The following is a 20204-nucleotide window of genomic DNA, read 5'->3' on the forward strand; positions in this document are numbered from 1 at the left end:
TCTGGCACATCACTAGCCTCTAGGAGCCTGTCGAATTTAAAAATCAACAAAAACATAAGGCATTGATTTTGAAAAAATAAATTTTTTAAATGCGTTTTGTTAGGAAAATTTTTTTCAAATTATTTCAATGCTTTACTAATCCTGACGAATCATAATCCGACAGTCTCCTAGACCGCCAGGACAATGCCATCAGCGAATAGAGGTTAACGTACAATTTTTTCTAATTCTGTATTTGCCCCTATTTCATTCCCGTCCCTTGGGATGCAGAAATTCAGCCTGGAAAGGCACGCACCGCGTCCCCTACGGCTTCCGGCTCAAGCCGGACGGGACAACCTGCCTCCGTCCGGCCGCGCCTGGGCCGAATGAATTCGGCCCTACAGTTAATTTTTTTCTTGTCCAGTCAATTATCGATTCAATCTGGCTTTTAAGAAGTCGATGGCTTCCGCAAACGGTATTTCGATGCTCTCCTGCTCCGTTCTGGCCTTGTATTCGACCGTGCCCGCGTCCAGGCCGCGGTCGCTGACCACGAGGCGATGCGGAATGCCGATCAGTTCCATATCGGAGAACATGAAGCCGGCGCGGACTTTACGGTCATCGAACAACACGTCGATGCCGGCTTGCCGCAGGTCCTGATACAGCTTTTCGGTCGCTTCCTTCAGGCGTTCGGATTTGTGCATGTTCATTGGACACAGTGCAACCTGGAACGGCGCCAGGCTGTCCGACCAGATAATGCCCTTGTCGTCGTGATTTTGCTCGATGGCCGCCGCCACCACGCGCGAAATGCCGATGCCGTAGCAGCCCATGATCATGGTCTGGTTTTTACCGGCTTCGTTGATGATATCGGCTTTCATCGCGGCACTGTATTTGGTGCCCAGTTGGAAGATATGGCCGACTTCAATGCCGCGCGCCAGCGTGATCGTGCCTTGCCCGTCCGGGCTGGCATCGCCTTCGACGACAGTGCGCAGGTCTTCGATTTGCTCAGGGATAGGCAGATCGCGCTCCCAGTTGACGCCCTGATAATGCTTGCCGTCCTGGTTGGCGCCGCAGACGAAATCGGACATCAGGACCACACCGCGGTCGGCGATAATTTTTATCTCCAGCCCCATCGGACCGATAGAGCCCGGCTTGCAGCGGCAGGCGCTGTAAACCTCCTCATCGCTGGCAAAAGTCAGTGGCGAAGCGATGCCGTCGATTTTTTCCGCCTTGATCGCGTTCAGCTCGTGATCGCCTCTTAACAGCAGCGCCACCAGCGTGCCTTCTTCCTCGCCTTTCACGATCAGGGTTTTCAGGCATTGCTCAGGCAAAATATTGAAAAAGCGGCTGACCTCTTCAATGCTATGCTGATCGGGCGTATCGACCAGTGTTAATGCCGCCGTCGGCTGAACGCGCGATCCGGCCGGCATGACCGCTTCGGCTTTTTCGATATTGGCGGCATAGTCGCTGCCGGTCGAGAAGGCGATGGCGTCCTCGCCGGAATCGGCCAGCACGTGGAATTCATGCGAAACGGCGCCGCCGATGGAGCCGGAGTCGGCGATAACGGCGCGGAACTTCAGGCCCAGCCGGTTGAAGATATTGCTGTAGGCCTGATACATGACCTCGTAGGTTTCCTGCAGCGATGCCTGATCGAGATGGAACGAATAGGCATCCTTCATGACGAATTCGCGCGAGCGCATAATGCCGAAGCGCGGGCGGATTTCATCGCGGAATTTGGTTTGCACCTGATAATAGGTGATGGGCAATTGCTTATAGCTTTTGATTTCGTTGCGCGCCAGATCGGTAATGATTTCCTCATGCGTGGGTCCGAGACAGAAATCACGGTCGTGACGGTCTTTCAAACGCGCCAGCTCGGGGCCGTACTGTTCCCAACGGCCGGTTTCCTGCCATAACTCGGCAGGCTGAAGCGCCGGCATCAGAACTTCCAGCGCGCCGGCTTTTTCCATTTCCTCGCGCGTTATTTTTTCCACTTTGCGCAATACCCGCAACCCCAACGGTAACCAGGTGTAAAGACCGGCGGCCAGTTTACGGATAAGTCCGGCGCGTATCATCAGTTGATGACTGGCGATTTCGGCATCGGCCGGGGTTTCTTTAATGGTATTGAGCGGAAATTGAGTAGTACGCATTCTGTTTTTGAAAGATGAAAAAATTGAAAAATGCTATTTTACCGATTTAATACGGGTTTAGTCATCACGTTATCTCAGCTTGCCCGTCCGGCCATAAAAAAACAGATTGGCCGCCTGCTTTTTAAGTTAGGAATGGGAATGAAATAAGACCCGCAAATGAGGCAGGATTTCTGTTCATATTCAAGGCGCGCAAACAGGCGCATGGCAAGCCATGTAACTGTTTGCGCAACGCCGAAGATGGACGGAAAGACAAGTCATTTGCGGGAATTATAAAATTCACGTTCCTTAGCTTTAATATTCAACCCATGCGCGGCTGATTATTCCATTAGCCGCGCACCGGAACCCCTAAAGCAGGATGCAATTGGCTTTTTATTCAAGCCGCGATCAACGCCTTGAGGATGTCACCGGTGCCAGGGAGCGTGAATTTATTAACTTGCGCGATTGACTTGTCTTATCGTTCATTCCATGCATGCAGTCGTTGAACAGGAACGGAAATAATGCCTCAATCGCGGGTCTTACTGCATTCCTGTTCCTAATAGTCGCCGCGTAACGGCACTTTATTGCATCAACCTAAATCCAAGCAACTGCCTGGACCGGTTCCTGTTAAAACTAAACAACCGCTTATCAATGAGACCGATGACCTCTGTAAAGATTTTAGTTAAAAGTTGGCTGCCTATCATTACGACGACTGTCATTTTTTATCTGGTCGGCCGGTTGACGCTGCCATTATCATTGCCGCCCAGTTACGCTACGACCATCTGGCCGCCGGCCGGCATCGGCCTGGCCGCTGTTTTGTTATGGGGTAACCGGGTTTTGCCGGGGATATTCGCGGCTGAATGGCTGATTCATTATGAAGTTTATGATATATCGGCATTACTGGCATCGCCGCCGGAACTGGCGGTTGCGTTTCTTAATCCGCTTAATAGCGTGCTGAGGGCCTGGCTGGGCAAAGTTCTGGTCAACAAATACGCAGGATTTCCGAACTGCCTGATTTCAACCCGGCTGATTTTTCTGTTTTTCCTGCTCGCGGGTCCTGTAGCCACCTTGTTGCCGGCCATGCTGAGCGTGTATTCGTTATTTCTGGCCGGCGTTATCATCGGACAGGATCTGTTTTTTTCCTTTTTAACCTGGTGGCTGGGCGATTGCACCGGCATAGCCGTCTTTACCCCGCTGTTTTTCATTATTTTTAATCGCTCCCATAGAATCTGGCGCCAACGGTTGCTCCCCCTGGGCGTGCCGTTAGTCGGCATTTTCATAGTGCTTGCGGTCGGCTATTTAGTCGCGCGGCAAAAAGAGGTTGAACACCTGCATAAAGTGATTGATCTTCAATCCACGATTATCCGGGATGATTTGCAAACCGGACTGCGCCAGCACCTGATGACGCTGCAACTGATCAAAGACTCGGTTGACTTGCCGAAGCCGGTATCGAAGAATGATTTTAAAACTTTTGGACGTTCGCTCTTTAATCAGCATCCCGATATTACGCGGCTTGAATGGCTTGAGGCCGCCGGCAATGCTGAAGGCCATCGCTTAATCAGCAAATACCGGGCCATTACCGAAGAGACGGCCGAATTTAAATCCGTGGCGGAAACAGCGAACGGGTTGACAATCGGTGACCGGGAAATAATCGTGACCGGCAAACACGAATTCATGGTTTTACTGCCCGTGTTTCAAACCGATACCGAGCTGAAAGGCGTTGTCGCCGAGGTTGTCAATATTGAGGACTTTGTCAGACAGACCATCAACAGGGCAAATTTTCCGCATGTCATCATCAAGCTTTTCGACGGCGCAAACGCGCCTTTGCAATCCACCCTGTTTCAATCGAGTGGCAATCAGCCCTTATCCGACCCGCTGAACCTGACTGTCCTCGGCGCCGTCAATCTGGCTGATCAGCAATGGTTTCTGGAGATTGCGCCCGATAAGGAATTTCTCAGTGAGCATTATTCCTGGTCTGTTTCGCAAATGCTTGCCGTAGGCATGGTATTGACCGGCTTTATGAGCCTCGGCTTGCTGGTACTGACCGGCCATACCGAAACCATCAGGTCCGAAGTCGACAAGCGCACCGAGGAACTCAGGCAAAGCAATATAAAACTGGCGGCCAACGAACAGCAATTCAGAAAACTGGTGCAAACGCAATCGGCCATCGTCTGGCGCGCGGATCCCGCGTCATTCAGATTCCTGTTTGTCAGTGACGAGGCGGAAAGCATACTGGGTTATCCGGTCGACAGATGGCTGAATGAAGCGGATTTCTGGCGCCGGCATCTTCATAAAGAGGACCGGGCAACGGCGGCGGCCTATCGCCTGGAAGAAACCCGGAACCTTCGCAATCATGAATTTGAATATCGCATGGTCGCCGCGGACGGCCGTTGCGTCTGGCTGCGCGATGTGGTTCACCTGATGATTGATAACGGCAGGGTTACGGAAATAGTCGGCTTCATGATCGACATCACCAGACAAAAGAAAGCCGAGGAACAATTGCGCCTGGCCGCAACCACTTTCGAAAGTCTGCAAGGCATCATGATCACCGACAAGAACGCCAGGATCCTGCGCGTGAACAAAGCTTTTACCCAAATCACCGGCTATTCGGCTGAACAAGTCGAAGGGCAAAGCGCCAGCATCCTGAAATCGGGCTATCATGACCCGGCCTTTTACGAGGACTTCCGGCGCCAACTGCAAACCTCCGGCAAATTTGAAGGCGAGATATGGAACCGGCGCAGGAATGGAGAGATTTATCCGGCATGGCAAACGGTCACGGCCGTTAAAAACGATTTTGATGAGGTCAGCCATTATATAAGCGTTTTCTCGGATATCACTGCGCAAAAAGAAGCCGCCGACAAAATCCATACCATGGCTTTTTTTGACGCGTTAACGGCCTTGCCCAATCGCCGGTTATTGCTGGACCGGTTCGAACACGCCCTGGCGGTGGCCAAAAGGCATCACAAGTATGGCGCCGTTATTTTTCTGGACCTGGATCATTTTAAATTACTGAACGACTCCCTGGGTCATGCGGTAGGAGATGAATTGCTGATACAGGTTGCGGCGCGTCTGACTTCGGTGCTTAGAAAAGAGGATACTCCGGCCCGCCTTGGCGGAGATGAGTTTGTGGTATTGCTGCATCCCGATATGGACAGCTTGACGGTCGCGGCGGATCATGCCATCGCGGCCGCCGAAAAAATCAGGTCCGCGTTAAACCAGGCTTTTTTTCTTAATGATTACCAGCATCAAATATCGACGAGCATCGGCATCGCCTTGTTTCCCGATAACCATGTCGGCACCGATATCATTCTGCAACAAGCCGATACCGCGATGTACCGTTCAAAAGCCAGCGGCCGCAATAGCATCAGTTTTTATCACCCAAGCATGCAGGAAGCGGCCGATGTACGTATCAAGATGGAAAACAATCTGCGCATTGCCGTCGAGCGGAACCAGTTTGCGCTTTACTATCAGCCGCTGGTCGATAGCGAAGGCGTTGTATTGAGCGCGGAAGCGCTGATTCGATGGCCGCAACCGGGCAAAAACATGATGCAGCCAGCGGAATTTATTGCCGTTGCCGAAGAAAGCAATTTGATTTTAGCGGTTAGTCAATGGGTACTGATGGAGGCGTGCCGTCAAATCAAAGCCTGGCAAACGGCGGGCATCAATTTGCCGCATATTTCCGTCAATGTCAGCTCCCGTCAATTCCGTCAGCCTGATTTCGTCGACCAGGTCCGGCTGGCCCTGACCCGCAGCGGCATTGCGCCGTATCTGCTTGGTATTGAATTGACCGAAGGCGTGATGATTGATGATTTAAACGATACCGTTTCTAAAATGAAGGCCTTAAAGGCCTTGGGGATTTCGATAGCCGTGGATGATTTCGGCACCGGTTACTCGTCTCTGGCCTATCTGAAAAAACTGCCGATCGATATATTAAAAATAGACCGGAGTTTCGTCAGGGACATTTTAACCGATATGAATGATGCCGTGATTGTGCAGGCCATCCTCGGCATGGCCAAACACCTCGGCTTACACGTCATTGCCGAAGGCGTGGAAACGGCGCAGCAATTCGATCTTCTGAAACAGCAGGAGTGCCCGAGTTTTCAGGGCCATTATTTCAGCCATCCCCTGCCGGCAAAGCAGTTTGCGGAAAAATACTACAGCTTGTGGCGGCGATCCATGAGCTTTTAGAAAAACCCGATCGCCATGGCTTGAACCACGGATTCATCGACGCCTCTTACGCCAAACTTGTTGTGCCAGTAGGAATATTCGGTGCCGACAAAAACCTTGTCGCTTTTCCAGCCGAACAAATCGCCCACATCCAGCAGCAGTTGCGGCTGCGCGAGAATGTGAAAAGTACCTGTAGCATTGGTATTGCCGGTACGAAAATCGGTAAAGCCCCTGAACTTGAACTTCGTCGAGGCGATTTGAAAAGGCAAGCTCCATACAGGCGTAATCTGCATGCCGTATTTATTGCTGACGCTGTCGTCTTTATAAGCGGCGATATCCAGCTGCAGATAATCAAACAGGGAATTGGACAGATCCAGGCTGAATCCCAGCAAATAGGCTTTGAAGTTATCCTGCTCAGGCTTGTTGCTGATGTTTAAACCGGCCATCAGGGATATATCCTTAACCGGACCTGCAGACCAATCCAGACCGGTCACCTTGTTCATGCTCAGGTAAGAGTAAACTTCGGCATAAATTTCAACGCCGATATCATTGCGGTCGGCAAGATCGACGAAAAAGAAATTTGTGCCATGCCGCCAGCCATGCGCATGCTCCACGGTCACGGTGGTTCTTTCATCATCACCGAATTCAAAGTCATTGCCGTACAGCAATTGAATATTACTGGCCGTCCAGTCAACTGCGTTGGCTGTCGGCATGACCATTCCCTGCCAGCATAGCAGAAGAATGGCCCTGTTTATGTTTGGCATCGAGTTTACTGCGCTTTTTCCAGCTTCATTTGCTTCAGATAATGCACGATATCCTGTGCGTCATCAGGCGTTATAAGGTTCTCAAATGTGGGCATTTTCGTGCCGGCACGATACGCGCTCGCATTGCGTATGAATTGGGGCAGTGCCTGTTCCTGAAAATATTCGGTAATGTTTTTCGGAACATTCAGTTCCGGGCCGACGTCGCCGCCGGAAAGATTGACTGAATGGCAACGAATGCAATAGCGGCTGAACAATTCGAATCCGTTGTTGATCCGGTCATCGGCTTTAGCGGGCGCCGCGGCGCCGAAATACGCTTTGGCGGGCTGCAATGACAGCGAAACCAACTGGAACGGCCAGGGATAGCGCCATTCATCCAGGCCTTCTTTCGGCCAAACCAGATAAAACGGCGCGGGCGTTATGGTCTGTTTGCCGAACTTAAATTCCAGCCATTTTTTAGATTCGGGAACGGCTTTATCCCTGAAAGCGATAAAGCCCTGCTCGGCCATCGCGTCCTGATAAGCCATGGACACGTTATATCCGTCGGCGGCTGTAAACACGAGCACCAGTGCATCCGGTTTCGACGAGGGCGGCATGGGGATTTTATTCAGGATTTCCGACAACGGATAAGCCTCGTATTCCTTTGCCGACTTGTAGACGGGGTCGTGGCTGATTTTTACCGTCTCCGGCCGGGGCAACCGCGCGGGCTCGGCTTTAACCAGATTGAACTCCGGCCAGTCCGCCGCCCGGCTTAGCGGCGACAGTAATAATATCAATATAAAGCCAAGCGATAGTTTGATAGTTGTCATGATGCAAGCTCTTGTAGTTCTTGTTACGCGGTTTTTTGAAAAGCGTCTGTAAATTCCAGTTTATATTTGCGAACTTTATATATCATCCGGACATAGGCAGAAAAGGGCTTTTCTGAATCATTTCGGGATTGATGTCATCCCTCTCCTTCTCTTGCCGCGCAATATCCTTCAACATCTTGAGTAAATAAGCTTCATCGAGCGGCTTGGTTAAATAATAATCAAACCCGGCATTCAATGCTTCTGTTATTTTATTCTCATCGGCATAGGCGCTGATGGCTGCGATGATTAATGGATTGTTCTGGCTTCTTATTGTTTTCACCAGTTCCAGGCCGGTCATGACCGGCATGTTGAGATCGATAAGCGCCATCTGATAATGTTGTTCGCTTATCAATTGCAGCGCTTCCTTGCCATTCTTGGCTGAGTCGACGATACAACCGTGTTGCTCAAGCATATTAGCCAGTAACAGCAAATTGATCTCGCTGTCATCGGCAATCAAGACCCGGTTGCAATCATTGTGGCCGACTTCGACCCGATGCTGCCGGCTTCCGTCATACTGATTTCTTATACTGACCGGCAAGGGCAAAGTCACCGTAAAAACACTGCCTCTGCCGGGCTGGCTATCGACGGTAATTTCGCCCCCCATGAAGCCGACCAGTTCGCGTGTAATGGCCAAGCCAAGACCCACGCCTTCCCTGACAAAATCGGTGGTACTGATTTGCACAAAGGGAGAAAAAATCTGTTCCAGATCTTTTTTGGCGATGCCGCAGCCCGTGTCTTCAACAGAGACGATTAGATTGCAGTCATGGTAGCTCGCGGTGATGGTCACACTGCCATAATCGGTGTATTTAATGGCATTGCTGAGCAGATTGATAAGAATTTGCCGGATACGGGTTTCATCGCCGATCAAGTGATGGGGAATGACTTCGTTGTTGACGATTAGCACCAGTTGTTTTTCATCGGCTTGCAGCCTGAAAACCTCAATCAGATTGGATAACAGTGCTTCAAAGTCAAAGTCGCCGATATCGATTTTGATTTTATTGGACTCAATCGCTGAAATATCGAGGATATCGGTAATCAGTGTTAACAGATTATCGCTACATTGCTTGATGATGTTTACCTGCTTTTTAACATCCTCGGGCAAATAGGATTTTTTCTGCAACAGTTGCGTAAACCCCAATATGCCATTCAACGGGGTGCGCAGCTCATGACTGATATTGGCCAGAAACTGGTTTTTGGCATTATTGGCGGTTTCAGCGGCATTTTTTGCCTGCAGCAATGCCGCCGTTCGTTCTTCAATAATGGATTCAGTCTGGAAATAGCGCCCGGTCAGTATCAACAGCCCGAGGCCAAGCAAGCAGGTGAACAGCAGCCCGCTGACTAAAACCCACCACATGGGCCAGTAAACACGCGAATTCTCCAGGATCGAATCGTGGACAAAACTCAAGCGCAGCTGCTGGTCGGCGACCGGGAACACATAATATTCTGAAGCATTGACCGCCTGATGACCGGCGTCGGAATATATAATTTTTTTCTCGTACTTCGGGCCTTTGGACATGGTGACAGTCAGGAAGCTGCCCGACGTATTCAGCTCGCTAAACGCCCGGCGCACCAGTTCATCAATGGAAATGGCAGCTAAAATAATCCCCCGACGCAGTTTTTCTTCAGCTTCCGCTTCTTTAAACACGGGCATCACCAGATATAGCTTATTTCCCTCGACCAGCACATAGCCGAACTCGGAAGAAGTAAAATCGCCCTTGAGCAGATCGTTTGGATTTGCCGGAAATGCCCGTCCGGCGTTTGAGTAGCCGGTTATCCGCTTGTTCAGTATGGATATGAATTCGACATTGGCGGTTCCGGACGGCGATTCGCTGATCCACATCAGCGAATCGATCTCCTTAAAAGGAGACAGCGCCTGCCTGGTAAATAATGCAAATTCCTTGCTTTCAATCTGGTTCGACCCCATAAAAAAAGTTCTGGCGCTGTTAATGGCGTGCAGGTCGCCATAAATACGATTTTTTAAGGCGCGCGATAAGGTAATAGCCTGGTTTTTGAATTTTTGCTGGCGCTGTTGTTGATCCGCCTCCCGGACATACGAGAAAAATATAATCACTAATACAAACGTAAAAACCAGCGGGACGCCGACTGAAACCATACGCTTGCGCCAGATCTGCCGCGGCTGGGCGAAAGCCATCAGCATCAACGGCGTGAATACCAGGACGCCCATGGTATCGCCGGCCCACCAACTGATCCAGTTGACGGGAATTTCAGAGACCGAGATGATGCCGCTCAAATACATGGCGATCATGGCGATCGTTGCCGGTAACAGACAGCTTAAGGGGCCTCCAAGCAGCATAAAAAGCAGAATGCTTTTATCATCGACCAGCGGACTCGGAAAACCGACGAAACGTTTTATCAGCTGGCTGCCGACTAACGCACAGGTCGTGGCTCCAAAACCGGTTACCGCATAAATGGGCAATGATTCCTCGTTAAAGCCAAAGGCCCAGGCACTGATGCAGAAATTGCCTATGAATATACCGGGCCAAATCCGATTGCCCAGCAACAGCATCGCCGCCAGCGAAATGCCGGAAGGCGGCCACAGCGCACCGGCGTTACTGGGCGGTACTTTAAGCATCTGGCCTAATAAACCCGAGGTAAAATAGACGCTGGCAATAAGACCGATTAAAAACAGGTATTTTGATGTACGGATCATTGCTAAACCGGAAGTCATGTTCTGGATTTTATTAATGTAAAATGGTTTGGTTTTACTCTATACCCGGCTTTTTGGAATATTAAAAGCATAACAGAATAAAAGCGCCTGAATAGCTACTAACAAGAAAAATATCATTACGGTAGAATATATCCGTCCCATCAAGCTGACCGGCATATACACGGACTTTAGCCAAAGCCCCCTCGGAATAATTACATGTTGAGAATCACTGAACTTAAACTCCCTCTCGATCATCCGGAAAGCATGATCAAAACCGCCATTCTCGATCGACTCGGTCTCAGCGCGGAACACCGTGTGAATTATACGATATTTCGTCGCGGTATTGATGCCCGCAATCGAAGTTCGATTTTCCTTATTTATAGCCTCGATGTCGAAATCGACAATGAGCAAGCCATCCTGCAGCGCCTGCACGATGACCCGCATGTTTCCCTGACGCCGGATACGACTTACCGTTTTGTAGCCCGGGCGCCTGAACACCTGGCTACCCGGCCGGTCGTGATCGGCACCGGGCCCTGCGGACTGTTCGCGGCGTTGATTCTGGCCCAGATGGGTTTTCGTCCGATCATCCTGGAGCGCGGCAAGGAAGTGCGCGAGCGCACGAAGGATACGTTCGGCCTCTGGCGCAAGCGCCAGTTCAATCCGGAATCGAACGTACAGTTCGGCGAAGGCGGCGCCGGCACTTTTTCCGACGGCAAGCTTCATACCCAGATCAAGGACCCCAATCATTACGGCCGGAAGGTCCTGACGGAGTTCGTCAAAGCCGGCGCGCCCGCCGAAATCCTCTACGTCAGCAAGCCGCACATAGGCACTTTCAAGCTGGTTTCGATGGTAGAACAAATACGCGCGACCATCGAGTCATTGGGCGGCGAAATACGCTTTCAGAGCCGTGTGGACGATATTATTATCGATAACGGGCAGGTTCATGGGGTCAAGCTCGCCAACGGCGAAACGATCCTCGGCAATCACGTCGTGCTGGCCGTCGGTCACAGCGCGCGGGACACCTTCAAAATGCTTTATGACCGCGGCGTTTATATTGAGGCCAAGCCTTTTTCCGTCGGCTTCCGCATAGAGCATCCCCAGTCGCTGATCGACACCTGCCGCTTCGGTAACTATGCCGGCCACCCTTTACTCGGCGCCGCTGATTACAAACTGGTCCATCACTGCCGCAACGGGCGCTCCGTCTACAGCTTCTGCATGTGTCCCGGCGGTACGGTCGTGGCGGCCACGTCCGAGGCCGGCCATGTCGTCACCAACGGCATGAGCCAGTATTCGCGCAATGAGCGCAATGCCAACAGCGGCATTGTTGTCGGCATCACGCCTGACGATTATCCGGGTCATCCGTTGGCCGGCATCGAATTCCAGCGCCGGTTGGAAGCCCGGGCATTTGAACTGGGCGGCGGCACCTATGAAGCGCCGGGGCAACTGGTAGGCGATTTCCTGGAAAAGCGCCCTTCGGTTGCGCTGGGCACGGTACAGCCCTCCTATACGCCGGGCGTGCATTTGTGCGATCTGAGCTCCGCCCTGCCCGACTATGCCATAGAAGCGATACGGGAAGCCTTGCCGGCATTTGATAGAAAAATAAAAGGATTTGCCATGCACGACGCCGTGCTGACCGGCGTTGAGACGCGAACCTCATCACCGATTCGCATCAAGCGCAATGCCGATTATCAGAGCCTGAATACCCGGGGTCTGTATCCGGCGGGAGAAGGCGCGGGCTATGCGGGCGGCATTCTATCCGCAGCCGTGGACGGCATTAAAGTAGCCGAGGCACTGGCTTTGGATTGGGTCCGCGGCCAGCAGGCATAGTTTGTAAAACCGATGAGACAGGGAGGTTCCTTTCAGCGCGCCCCTGACCGGTCTATTTGGATCGTTTGGTCGTATTGAAGACAAATGAGGACACGACGCCGTGCTTGTCAAAGCGAATGAGCAGATCTTCCGTACTGGCATCATCGAACAGACTGTAATGATAGATACCGTACGTCCAGGTTCTCAGGCCGTCTTCGATTCCAGTCCTCCAGGGATTGCCAAAAATGGAGCGTATTTCGTTCTGGGTGGTTTCGCCTATTTTGATCGTCGAAACCTGGCCGGCCGGGAACTCATGCCCGACAGTAGCGCATCCCGCAATAGAGAAAAGCGCCATAACCATGACCAGGCCAGCGGCCGCCTTCCTTAATAATCCCGTTGATACCACGGCATATACAACATCAATTTTCATTATTATCCGATATCGATTTTAAAAATCCGTTATCCTGATATTAAAATAAAAGACTGTCAAATCCACGGTCTATATATGTGAATAAACGTATTTTTTTATTATGTACAGCTTAGTTATAAGAAACCCGGAAAAGCTTATTGCATGGACTTCATTTTAATTTAAACTCCGATAAATTCCTTACAGATAATCCGAGATTTTATTTGTGCAAAATCTGCCATCGAACATGACGGACACCATGTCTTTTTTACCCACCTATAATGCACCGCCTGAACAGCACCGGGAGTATCTGCGGCAAAGTTTACCGTTGATGATAAAGAATAATATTCCAACGGACCCCATAAACTATGCCATCTGGTACGAATATGTCACCGGTAATAACCTGCAGCTGAATCAGGAAGTCGATACATTAATCCGCGACAAAAAAACATTTGACCCCGAAACCAGCTTAAATCTTTATAAAACGCATATCTGTAATGCATCGGTTGAGTCTTTTGAAAAAATTAACCACCAACTGCGGCAGCTGATCGAACAAACAGTACTGGCCGTCAATCTTGCCAGTGAAAAAGCATCGGTCGCCGGCGATCATCTCACGGTTAACTCCCAGACCTTGCAAACAACCGAAGCGCCAACCGATCTGCGCGTCATCCTGGCTGAAATTATCCAGGAAACCAGGCAACTCGCCGAAGCCAGTAACACTTTAAAAGCCCAGCTGAACGAAACTCACAAGGAAATGGAACTGCTTCGGAACGAACTTGCCCAGGTGCGCGAGATCGCTAAAACCGATGCCTTGACAGGGCTGTTGAATCGGCGGGCTTTTGATAATGCCTTGACCGCATTCGTAGCCAGTCCGACCTGTCAACACGGCTGCCTGGCATTATTGGACCTGAATCACTTCAAGCAAGTCAACGATAGCCATGGCCATTTAGTCGGTGATAAAGTATTGCGGTTTTTCGCCTCGCTGTTGAAAAAATATATCGCCGGCCATCATCATGCCGCGCGCTATGGGGGCGAGGAAATGGCCATTATCATGCCGGATACGGTATTGGCCGAGGCCCTGGATATTATCGAGCACATCAGAAAAATCATGGAAAGCACCCGCCTGACACGCAAGGACAATACCGAAACCATCGGCAAGGTTACGGTCTCTTCGGGTATTGCGATACTGCGGGCCGATGATACGATGGAAAGCATTATCGACCGGGCCGATGCCGCCCTTTACCGGGCCAAGGAGACCGGACGCAACAAAATTGTCGTTGAAAACACGCCTTGACTTATCGCCCAAATTTAACCCCGAAGCCGTTCCGCTTGATGACGCCGCATCGGTTCGAACCCATAGAAAAAACTTTATCGATTTGACAAAACAAGCCCGTTCCTTGAGAAAACGCACTTCCCGCTCATTGCCACTGAAACTTAAACTACGAAACGCGGCGCTTTATTTGCTGCTGACTTTTGTGGTTACATCCGTTGGCCTGTGCGCCTTATTACGCTGGCTTCCCGCGCCAACCTCGGCATTTATGATGTATCGGCATTTTGAGGACTTGGCCGATAACCAGCCATTCCAAGCCATCGACTATACCTGGGTCGGCGCCGACAAAATCTCCTCCAATGCCTCGGCGGCCGTTATTGCCTCCGAAGACCAGCGTTTTTTCCGGCACTCCGGGTTTGATCTGAACGCCATACAGTCCTCGATCGATGTGTATATGGGCGGCGGCAAGCTGAGGGGAGCCAGCACGATTTCCCAGCAAGTCGCCAAAAACCTGTTCCTGATCCCGTCAAAAAGTTTCTTGCGCAAGGGAGTGGAAGCCTGGTTTACGCTGTTGATTGAATTACTGTGGAGCAAGGAACGGATACTGGTGATGTATCTGAACATAGCCGAATTCGGTGATCATTTATTCGGCATAGAAGCGGCCAGCCGCCACTATTTCGGCATTGCCGCAAAACATCTCAACCGTTCCCAGGCGGCGCTGCTGGCCGCCACGCTACCCAACCCGATCACCCTGCACGCAAAACATCCCTCGAATTATGTGCTCAAGCGCCAGCACTGGATTCTCAGGCAAATGAAAAACCTCGGCTACCCATCCATCAAGAATCGGTAATATTATTAACCATAGCCGGCACGATACAATAAATTTCAGGCAAATCTGGCATTAACCGCCTGATCAAATTAAAATAGCGGAAATTATTATCTTATCGATCCCGCTCGATAAATATACCGTGGTACTCACTCCTGACGGATTATTAATGACTGATTATAAACTGACCCACCTCAAACAGCTGGAAGCTGAAAGTATTCATATTATTCGTGAAGTAGCCGCCGAATTTGAACGCCCGGTGATGTTGTATTCCATCGGCAAGGATTCAGCCGTCATGTTGCATCTGACCATGAAGGCTTTTCATCCTGGCAAACCGCCCTTCCCTCTGATGCACGTCGACACGACCTGGAAATTCAAGGAAATGATCGAGTTTCGCGACCACATGATCAAGGACCTGGGCCTTGACCTGCTGGTCCATGTCAACCAGGACGGCGTCGAGCAGGGCATCGGGCCGTTTACCCATGGCAGTAAAAAACATACCGATGTCATGAAAACCGAAGGTCTCAAGCAGGCGCTGAACAAATATCAGTTCGACGCTGCTTTCGGCGGCGCCCGGCGCGACGAGGAAAAATCCCGCGCGAAAGAACGCGTCTATTCCTTCCGCGACAAGAATCATCGCTGGGACCCCAAGAATCAGCGGCCTGAATTATGGAACATCTATAACGGCAGAATCGACAAGGGCGAAAGCATTCGCGTGTTCCCGCTTTCCAACTGGACCGAACTGGACATCTGGCAATACATTCATCTGGAAAACATCCCGATTGTGCCGCTGTATTTCGCCAAGGAACGCCCCGTCGTCAACAAGGACGGCATGCTGATCATGGTCGACGACGACCGCATGCCGATCGAGCCGGGCGACAAGGTGGAAATGAAAATGGTCCGCTTCCGCACCCTGGGCTGCTATCCACTGACAGGCGCCGTCGAATCGACCGCCACCACGCTGCCTGAAATCATTCAGGAAATGCTGTTGACCACAACCTCTGAACGCCAGGGGCGACTGATCGATCACGACCAGGCCGGCTCCATGGAGCAGAAAAAGCGCGAAGGGTATTTCAAACGATACCCGCCACTGCAACATATAACAGGAATTCAGAGAAACAACACTATGTCACACCAATCCGATTTAATCAGTTCCGACATCAATGCCTATCTGGCGCAGCATGAGCGCAAGGAATTGTTACGATTCTTGACCTGCGGCAATGTCGACGATGGAAAAAGCACGCTGATCGGCCGCCTGCTGCATGATTCCAAGATGATCTACGAAGACCAGCTAGCCGCGGTTCAGGCCGACAGCGTCAAATCCGGCACCACGGGCGCCGGTAAGATCGATCTGGCCTTGCTGGTTGACGGCTTGCAGGCGGAACGCGAACAGGGCATTACAATCGATGTCGCTTATCGCTATTTCTCCACCGCCACCCGCAAATTCATCATTGCCGACACCCCGGGCCATGAGCAATATACGCGCAACATGGCCACGGGCGCCTCGACCTGCGATCTGGCCGTCATTCTGATCGACGCGCGTTACGGCGTGCAAACCCAGACCAAGCGTCACAGTTTCATCGCCTCGTTGCTGGGCATCAGACATATCATCGTCGCGGTCAACAAAATGGACCTGGTCGATTATAGCGAAGCAACCTTCAATCAAATCAAGGCCGATTACCTGGCATTTACCCAGACGCTGGATCTGCACGACATTACCTTTATCCCGATGTCGGCATTGGACGGCGACAACGTGGTCAACCGTAGCGACAACATGCCCTGGTTTACCGGCATGCCGATGATGGAAGCGCTGAACACCATTGAAATCGCCAACGACCGCAATTTCGACGACGCACGCTTCCCCGTCCAGTATGTCAACCGTCCCAACCTTGACTTCCGCGGTTTCTGCGGCACGGTGGCATCAGGCATTTTCCGCAAGGGCGACCGCGTTACCGCCCTGCCCTCGGGCAAAAGCAGCAAAATCAAGTCAATCGTGACTTACGACGGCGATCTTGATCAGGCGTTTCCGCCGATGGCCGTGACATTGACGCTGGAAGACGAAATCGACATCAGCCGCGGCGACATGATTGTCGGCACGGAGAAAGCCCCGGCCACGGTCGCCGATAAATTCAAGGCCAGCATCGTCTGGATGGCCGAGCAAGCCATGACGCCCGGCCGCCAGTACCTTATCAAGCTGGCCACCCGCAGCGTGCCCGGCTCCATCTCGATGATCCATCACCGTATCGATGTCAATACCCTGGAACATCACGATGCCAGCGAATTGAAGCTCAACGAGATCGGCACCTGCACGGTTTCAGTCAACGCCCCCGTGGTATTCGACCCCTACAAGCGCACTAAGGGCACGGGCTCGTTCATTATCATCGACCGCCTGACCAACGGCACGGTCGGCGCCGGCATGATCATCGGCCATACGGAAGATGAAATTCAGCAACCGGTCAGCATAGCGGAACGGGCGGCGCGATTCAGTCAGACGGCCACGGCTATCGCCTTGACCGGCGCCAATGGCAAGGACATGGCGTATCAACTGGAACGGAAATTATTCGACACCGGCCATGCCACAACCATCCTGGAAGCCGAAGACGCGGCGCCGCTTATTCAGGCCGTCAAAAATGCCGGCCTGATCTGCTTGTGCGTGAACAGCAATGCCGAGCTGTCGGACATCGCATTTGACAGCGATAATCAATCGATTGACGATATCTACGCGGCTTTGAAGGATCAGAAAATCATTTATTGATCCTGCAGGCAAAAAAAAGAGGCGCTCAGGCGCCTCTTTTTTGCTGTTCAACATTTCCAACCGTAGAGCGCGTGCCGCTGTTCCTCGACCCTGCAACACTTCGCGTTCTTCGCGGTTTTTTATGCCCTTGATTGATGCAGGCGCTTCTGCCTTGTATCATGTCGGTTCAGGACTGTTCTCATCCTCCTTTTCCACGGCAACCTCCAGCGCATCGTCAACATTCTCCAGCCAGACAAACTGGAGCTGATCCCGGACCGCTTTCGGGATTTCCTCAAAATCCCTTTGATTGCGCGCCGGCAGCATGACCGTTTTAATGCCGGCACGCGCCGCGGCAATGACTTTTTCCTTGATGCCGCCGACCGGCAGAACCAGTCCGCGCAAACTGATTTCCCCGGTCATGGCCACGTCGTTTTGCACAATACGCTCCGAGAATGCCGAATACAAGGCCACGAATATCGCCACGCCGGCGCTGGGGCCATCCTTGGGAATGGCCCCGGCCGGCACATGCACATGAATGTCGGTCTTTTCGAATAGATCCAGACTCAAACCGAATTCAATCGCCCGAAATTTGATTAGGCTCAATGCCGCCTGCGCGCTTTCTTTCATGACGTCGCCGAGCTGCCCGGTCAGGATCAACTTGCCGGTGCCGGGTATGCGGGTCGCTTCGATAAACAGGATGTCGCCGCCGACGGGCGTCCAGGCAAGTCCTGTCGCGACGCCCGGCACGCTGGTGCGCATGGCGACATCGTTCTCAAATTTTCTCGGCCCCAGAATAGCCGGGATTTGCTCGGCATCAATATGCGCCTGAGTCACATCGCCTTCGGCAATGCGCATGGCAATATGCCGGAACACAGCGCCTATTTCACGTTCCAGATTCCGGCAACCGGCTTCACGCGTGTATTCCTGGATAATGGTCCGTATCGCCTGATCGGTAATGGAGCATTGCTCGGACGTCAACCCGTTCGCGACCAGTTGCCTGCCGACCAGATAACGCTTGGCGATCTGCTCCTTTTCATCGGCCGTATAGCCGGACAGTTCTATCACTTCCATGCGGTCGCGCAGGGGAATGGGAATATTGTCCAGGACATTGGCCGTTCCGATGAACATGACATGGCTCAGATCAAACGGGACCGCCAGATAATTATCGCGAAAAGTCGAGTTCTGTTCCGGATCCAGCACTTCCAGCAGCGCCGCGGAAGGATCACCCTGAAACCCCGCGCCGATCTTGTCCATTTCATCGAGCATGAACACTGGATTGTTGGTACCGGCCTTTCGGATGGACTGAATGATAATACCGGGCAGCGCGCCCAGATAAGTGCGCCGGTGCCCTCTGATCTCGGCTTCATCATGCAGGCCGCCCAGGCTGGTGCGCACGAATTCGCGTTCTATCGCTCGGGCAATACTCCGTCCCAGTGAGGTTTTGCCGACGCCTGGAGGCCCGACAAAGCAAAGTATCGGGCTTTTGCCTTCCGGATTCAGCTTGCGCACGGCCAGATATTCCAGAATGCGCTGCTTGATCTTGTCCAGGCCGTAATGATCCTCGTTGAGAATCTCGCGCGCCTTACTGATATCGATATCCCCCGTGCTGGCGACCGACCAGGGTATTTCAACCAGCCAGTCCAGATAGCTGCGCAGCATGGAGTACTCGCCGGCTGCCTCGGGCATTTGCCGCAGGCGGTTCAATTCCTTGCGGGCATGCTTTTCCACCTCTTCAGGCATTTTGGCTGCCGCGATGGCGTTGCTGATTTCCTCGATCTCGACCGCGCCTTCCTCGCCCTCGCCCAGTTCCTTTTGGATGGCTTTCAATTGTTCTCTCAGGACGAACTCACGCTGGCGCTGTCCCATCGTTTCCTGGGTCTGCTCATTAATTTGATTGGAAAGCTTCAATACTTCAATCCTGTAATTGAGCATCTCCAATATCTTATCGATACGTTTCTGAACATCGAACAGCCCCAGAATCTGCTGTTTCTCTTCCGCTTTCGTGATCAGATAGCTGGAAACCAGGTCTGCCAGCATGGGCGCCGAATTGATCAACTGAACGGCGCTCACCAGTTCATCCGGCACTTGCTTTGATAAATTCAACACCTCCAGCGCTTTCCGCTTAAGCGTGACAACGCGCGCCTCGATATCCTTGGTTGTTTCTTCAGGTTCCTGGTGCTCCTCCCAACGCGCCACCAGAAAAGGATACCCGGACAGGAACTCCTTGACCCGGAAGCGTTGGAGTCCCTGGCAGACAATATGATGATTACCATCCGGGGCGGTCAGGTATCGCAATATTTCCGCCACGGTGCCGACCGTATAGAGATCATCGGGGGCAGGATCCTCATCCCGGTCATCGCGCCGCAGCAGCAAGCCGATCGGCTTTTCGGAACGCACCGCATACTGCACGGCCGCGATCGACTGTTTTCGGCCAATCACCAACGGCAGGACAACCTGAGGAAACAATACGGTACCGAGCATGGGCACGATGACCAAGGCATCGTCGGGAATGAATAGCCGGGACTGATCATCCTGAGCCTTCCGCATCGCGGCCGAATCATCGTCAGAATCGCCTTTTGACCCCAGAATTAAGTCTTTAAGGTCCTTGATCCGCATATGAAG

The 20204-nt window shown here is 52.0% G+C and carries 11 protein-coding genes and 1 pseudogene; 6 read left to right on the forward strand and 6 right to left on the reverse strand.

All coding sequences use genetic code 11. The annotated features are described in order from the left end of the window. Positions 1-404: 404 nt before the first annotated feature. Entirely contained in the window at positions 405-2120 is a 1716-nt protein-coding gene (locus EK22_RS07880) for a proline--tRNA ligase (protein ID WP_020161178.1), read from the reverse strand. Positions 2121-2756: 636 nt separating this feature from the next. Here EK22_RS07880 and EK22_RS07885 point away from each other — a divergent pair. Beyond that, complete coding sequence (locus EK22_RS07885) at positions 2757-6284, forward strand: EAL domain-containing protein (protein ID WP_036249823.1); 3528 nt, start codon at positions 2757-2759, stop codon at positions 6282-6284. On the opposite strand, the gene EK22_RS07890 is transcribed toward EK22_RS07885, so the two are convergent. From EK22_RS07890 to EK22_RS07900, 3 genes are all read right to left on the reverse strand, one after another. Beyond that, positions 6281-6976 carry a DUF5020 family protein gene (locus EK22_RS07890; RefSeq protein ID WP_232216405.1) on the reverse strand — a complete coding sequence of 232 codons (696 nt, stop codon included), beginning with the start codon at positions 6974-6976 and terminating at the stop codon, positions 6281-6283. The genes EK22_RS07885 and EK22_RS07890 overlap by 4 nt on opposite strands. Positions 6977-7032: 56 nt before the next feature. After that, entirely contained in the window at positions 7033-7833 is an 801-nt protein-coding gene (locus EK22_RS07895; protein WP_036249661.1) for a c-type cytochrome, read from the reverse strand. Positions 7834-7915: 82 nt separating this feature from the next. Further along, the gene (locus EK22_RS07900) at positions 7916-10543 is read right to left on the reverse strand and encodes an ATP-binding protein (RefSeq protein WP_036249663.1); all 2628 of its coding nucleotides are present in this window, start codon (positions 10541-10543) and stop codon (positions 7916-7918) included. A 213-nt stretch (positions 10544-10756) separates the two neighbouring features. Here EK22_RS07900 and EK22_RS07905 point away from each other — a divergent pair, with 213 nt between their 5' ends. Next, a complete protein-coding gene (locus tag EK22_RS07905) occupies positions 10757-12367 on the forward strand; it encodes an NAD(P)/FAD-dependent oxidoreductase (RefSeq protein ID WP_027147526.1) in 1611 nt (536 codons plus the stop codon). A gap of 52 nt (positions 12368-12419) precedes the next feature. Here the strand turns inward: EK22_RS07905 and bamE are convergent, their stop codons facing one another. Beyond that, complete coding sequence (gene bamE / locus EK22_RS07910; RefSeq protein WP_020161184.1) at positions 12420-12776, reverse strand: outer membrane protein assembly factor BamE; 357 nt, start codon at positions 12774-12776, stop codon at positions 12420-12422. A gap of 235 nt (positions 12777-13011) precedes the next feature. On the opposite strand from bamE, the gene EK22_RS07915 reads away from it, so the two are divergent. The 4 genes and pseudogenes from EK22_RS07915 to cysN all read left to right on the forward strand — a co-directional run bounded on the left by EK22_RS07915 (position 13012) and on the right by cysN (position 17603). Then, positions 13012-14046: a GGDEF domain-containing protein gene (locus EK22_RS07915; protein WP_036249824.1), complete on the forward strand. Its 1035-nt coding sequence runs from the start codon at positions 13012-13014 to the stop codon at positions 14044-14046. Between the two features lie 127 nt (positions 14047-14173). Then, on the forward strand, positions 14174-14872 hold the full coding sequence (gene mtgA / locus EK22_RS07920) for a monofunctional biosynthetic peptidoglycan transglycosylase (protein WP_369798193.1): 699 nt from the start codon (positions 14174-14176) through the stop codon (positions 14870-14872). Positions 14873-15017: 145 nt separating this feature from the next. Then, a pseudogene (gene cysD, locus EK22_RS24900) lies at positions 15018-15923 on the forward strand (sulfate adenylyltransferase subunit CysD); the annotation flags it as partial. A 51-nt stretch (positions 15924-15974) separates the two neighbouring features. Then, positions 15975-17603 (forward strand): sulfate adenylyltransferase subunit CysN, encoded by a 1629-nt coding sequence (gene cysN / locus EK22_RS24905; RefSeq protein ID WP_036249827.1) that lies wholly within the window; start codon positions 15975-15977, stop codon positions 17601-17603. 156 nt (positions 17604-17759) lie between these two features. Here cysN and lon read toward each other — a convergent pair whose 3' ends face one another. Beyond that, entirely contained in the window at positions 17760-20198 is a 2439-nt protein-coding gene (gene lon / locus EK22_RS07930) for an endopeptidase La (protein WP_036249668.1), read from the reverse strand. Positions 20199-20204 lie beyond the last annotated feature (6 nt).

Source organism: Methylobacter sp. BBA5.1, assembly GCF_000746145.1.
Classification (GTDB): Bacteria; Pseudomonadota; Gammaproteobacteria; order Methylococcales; family Methylomonadaceae; genus Methylobacter; species Methylobacter marinus.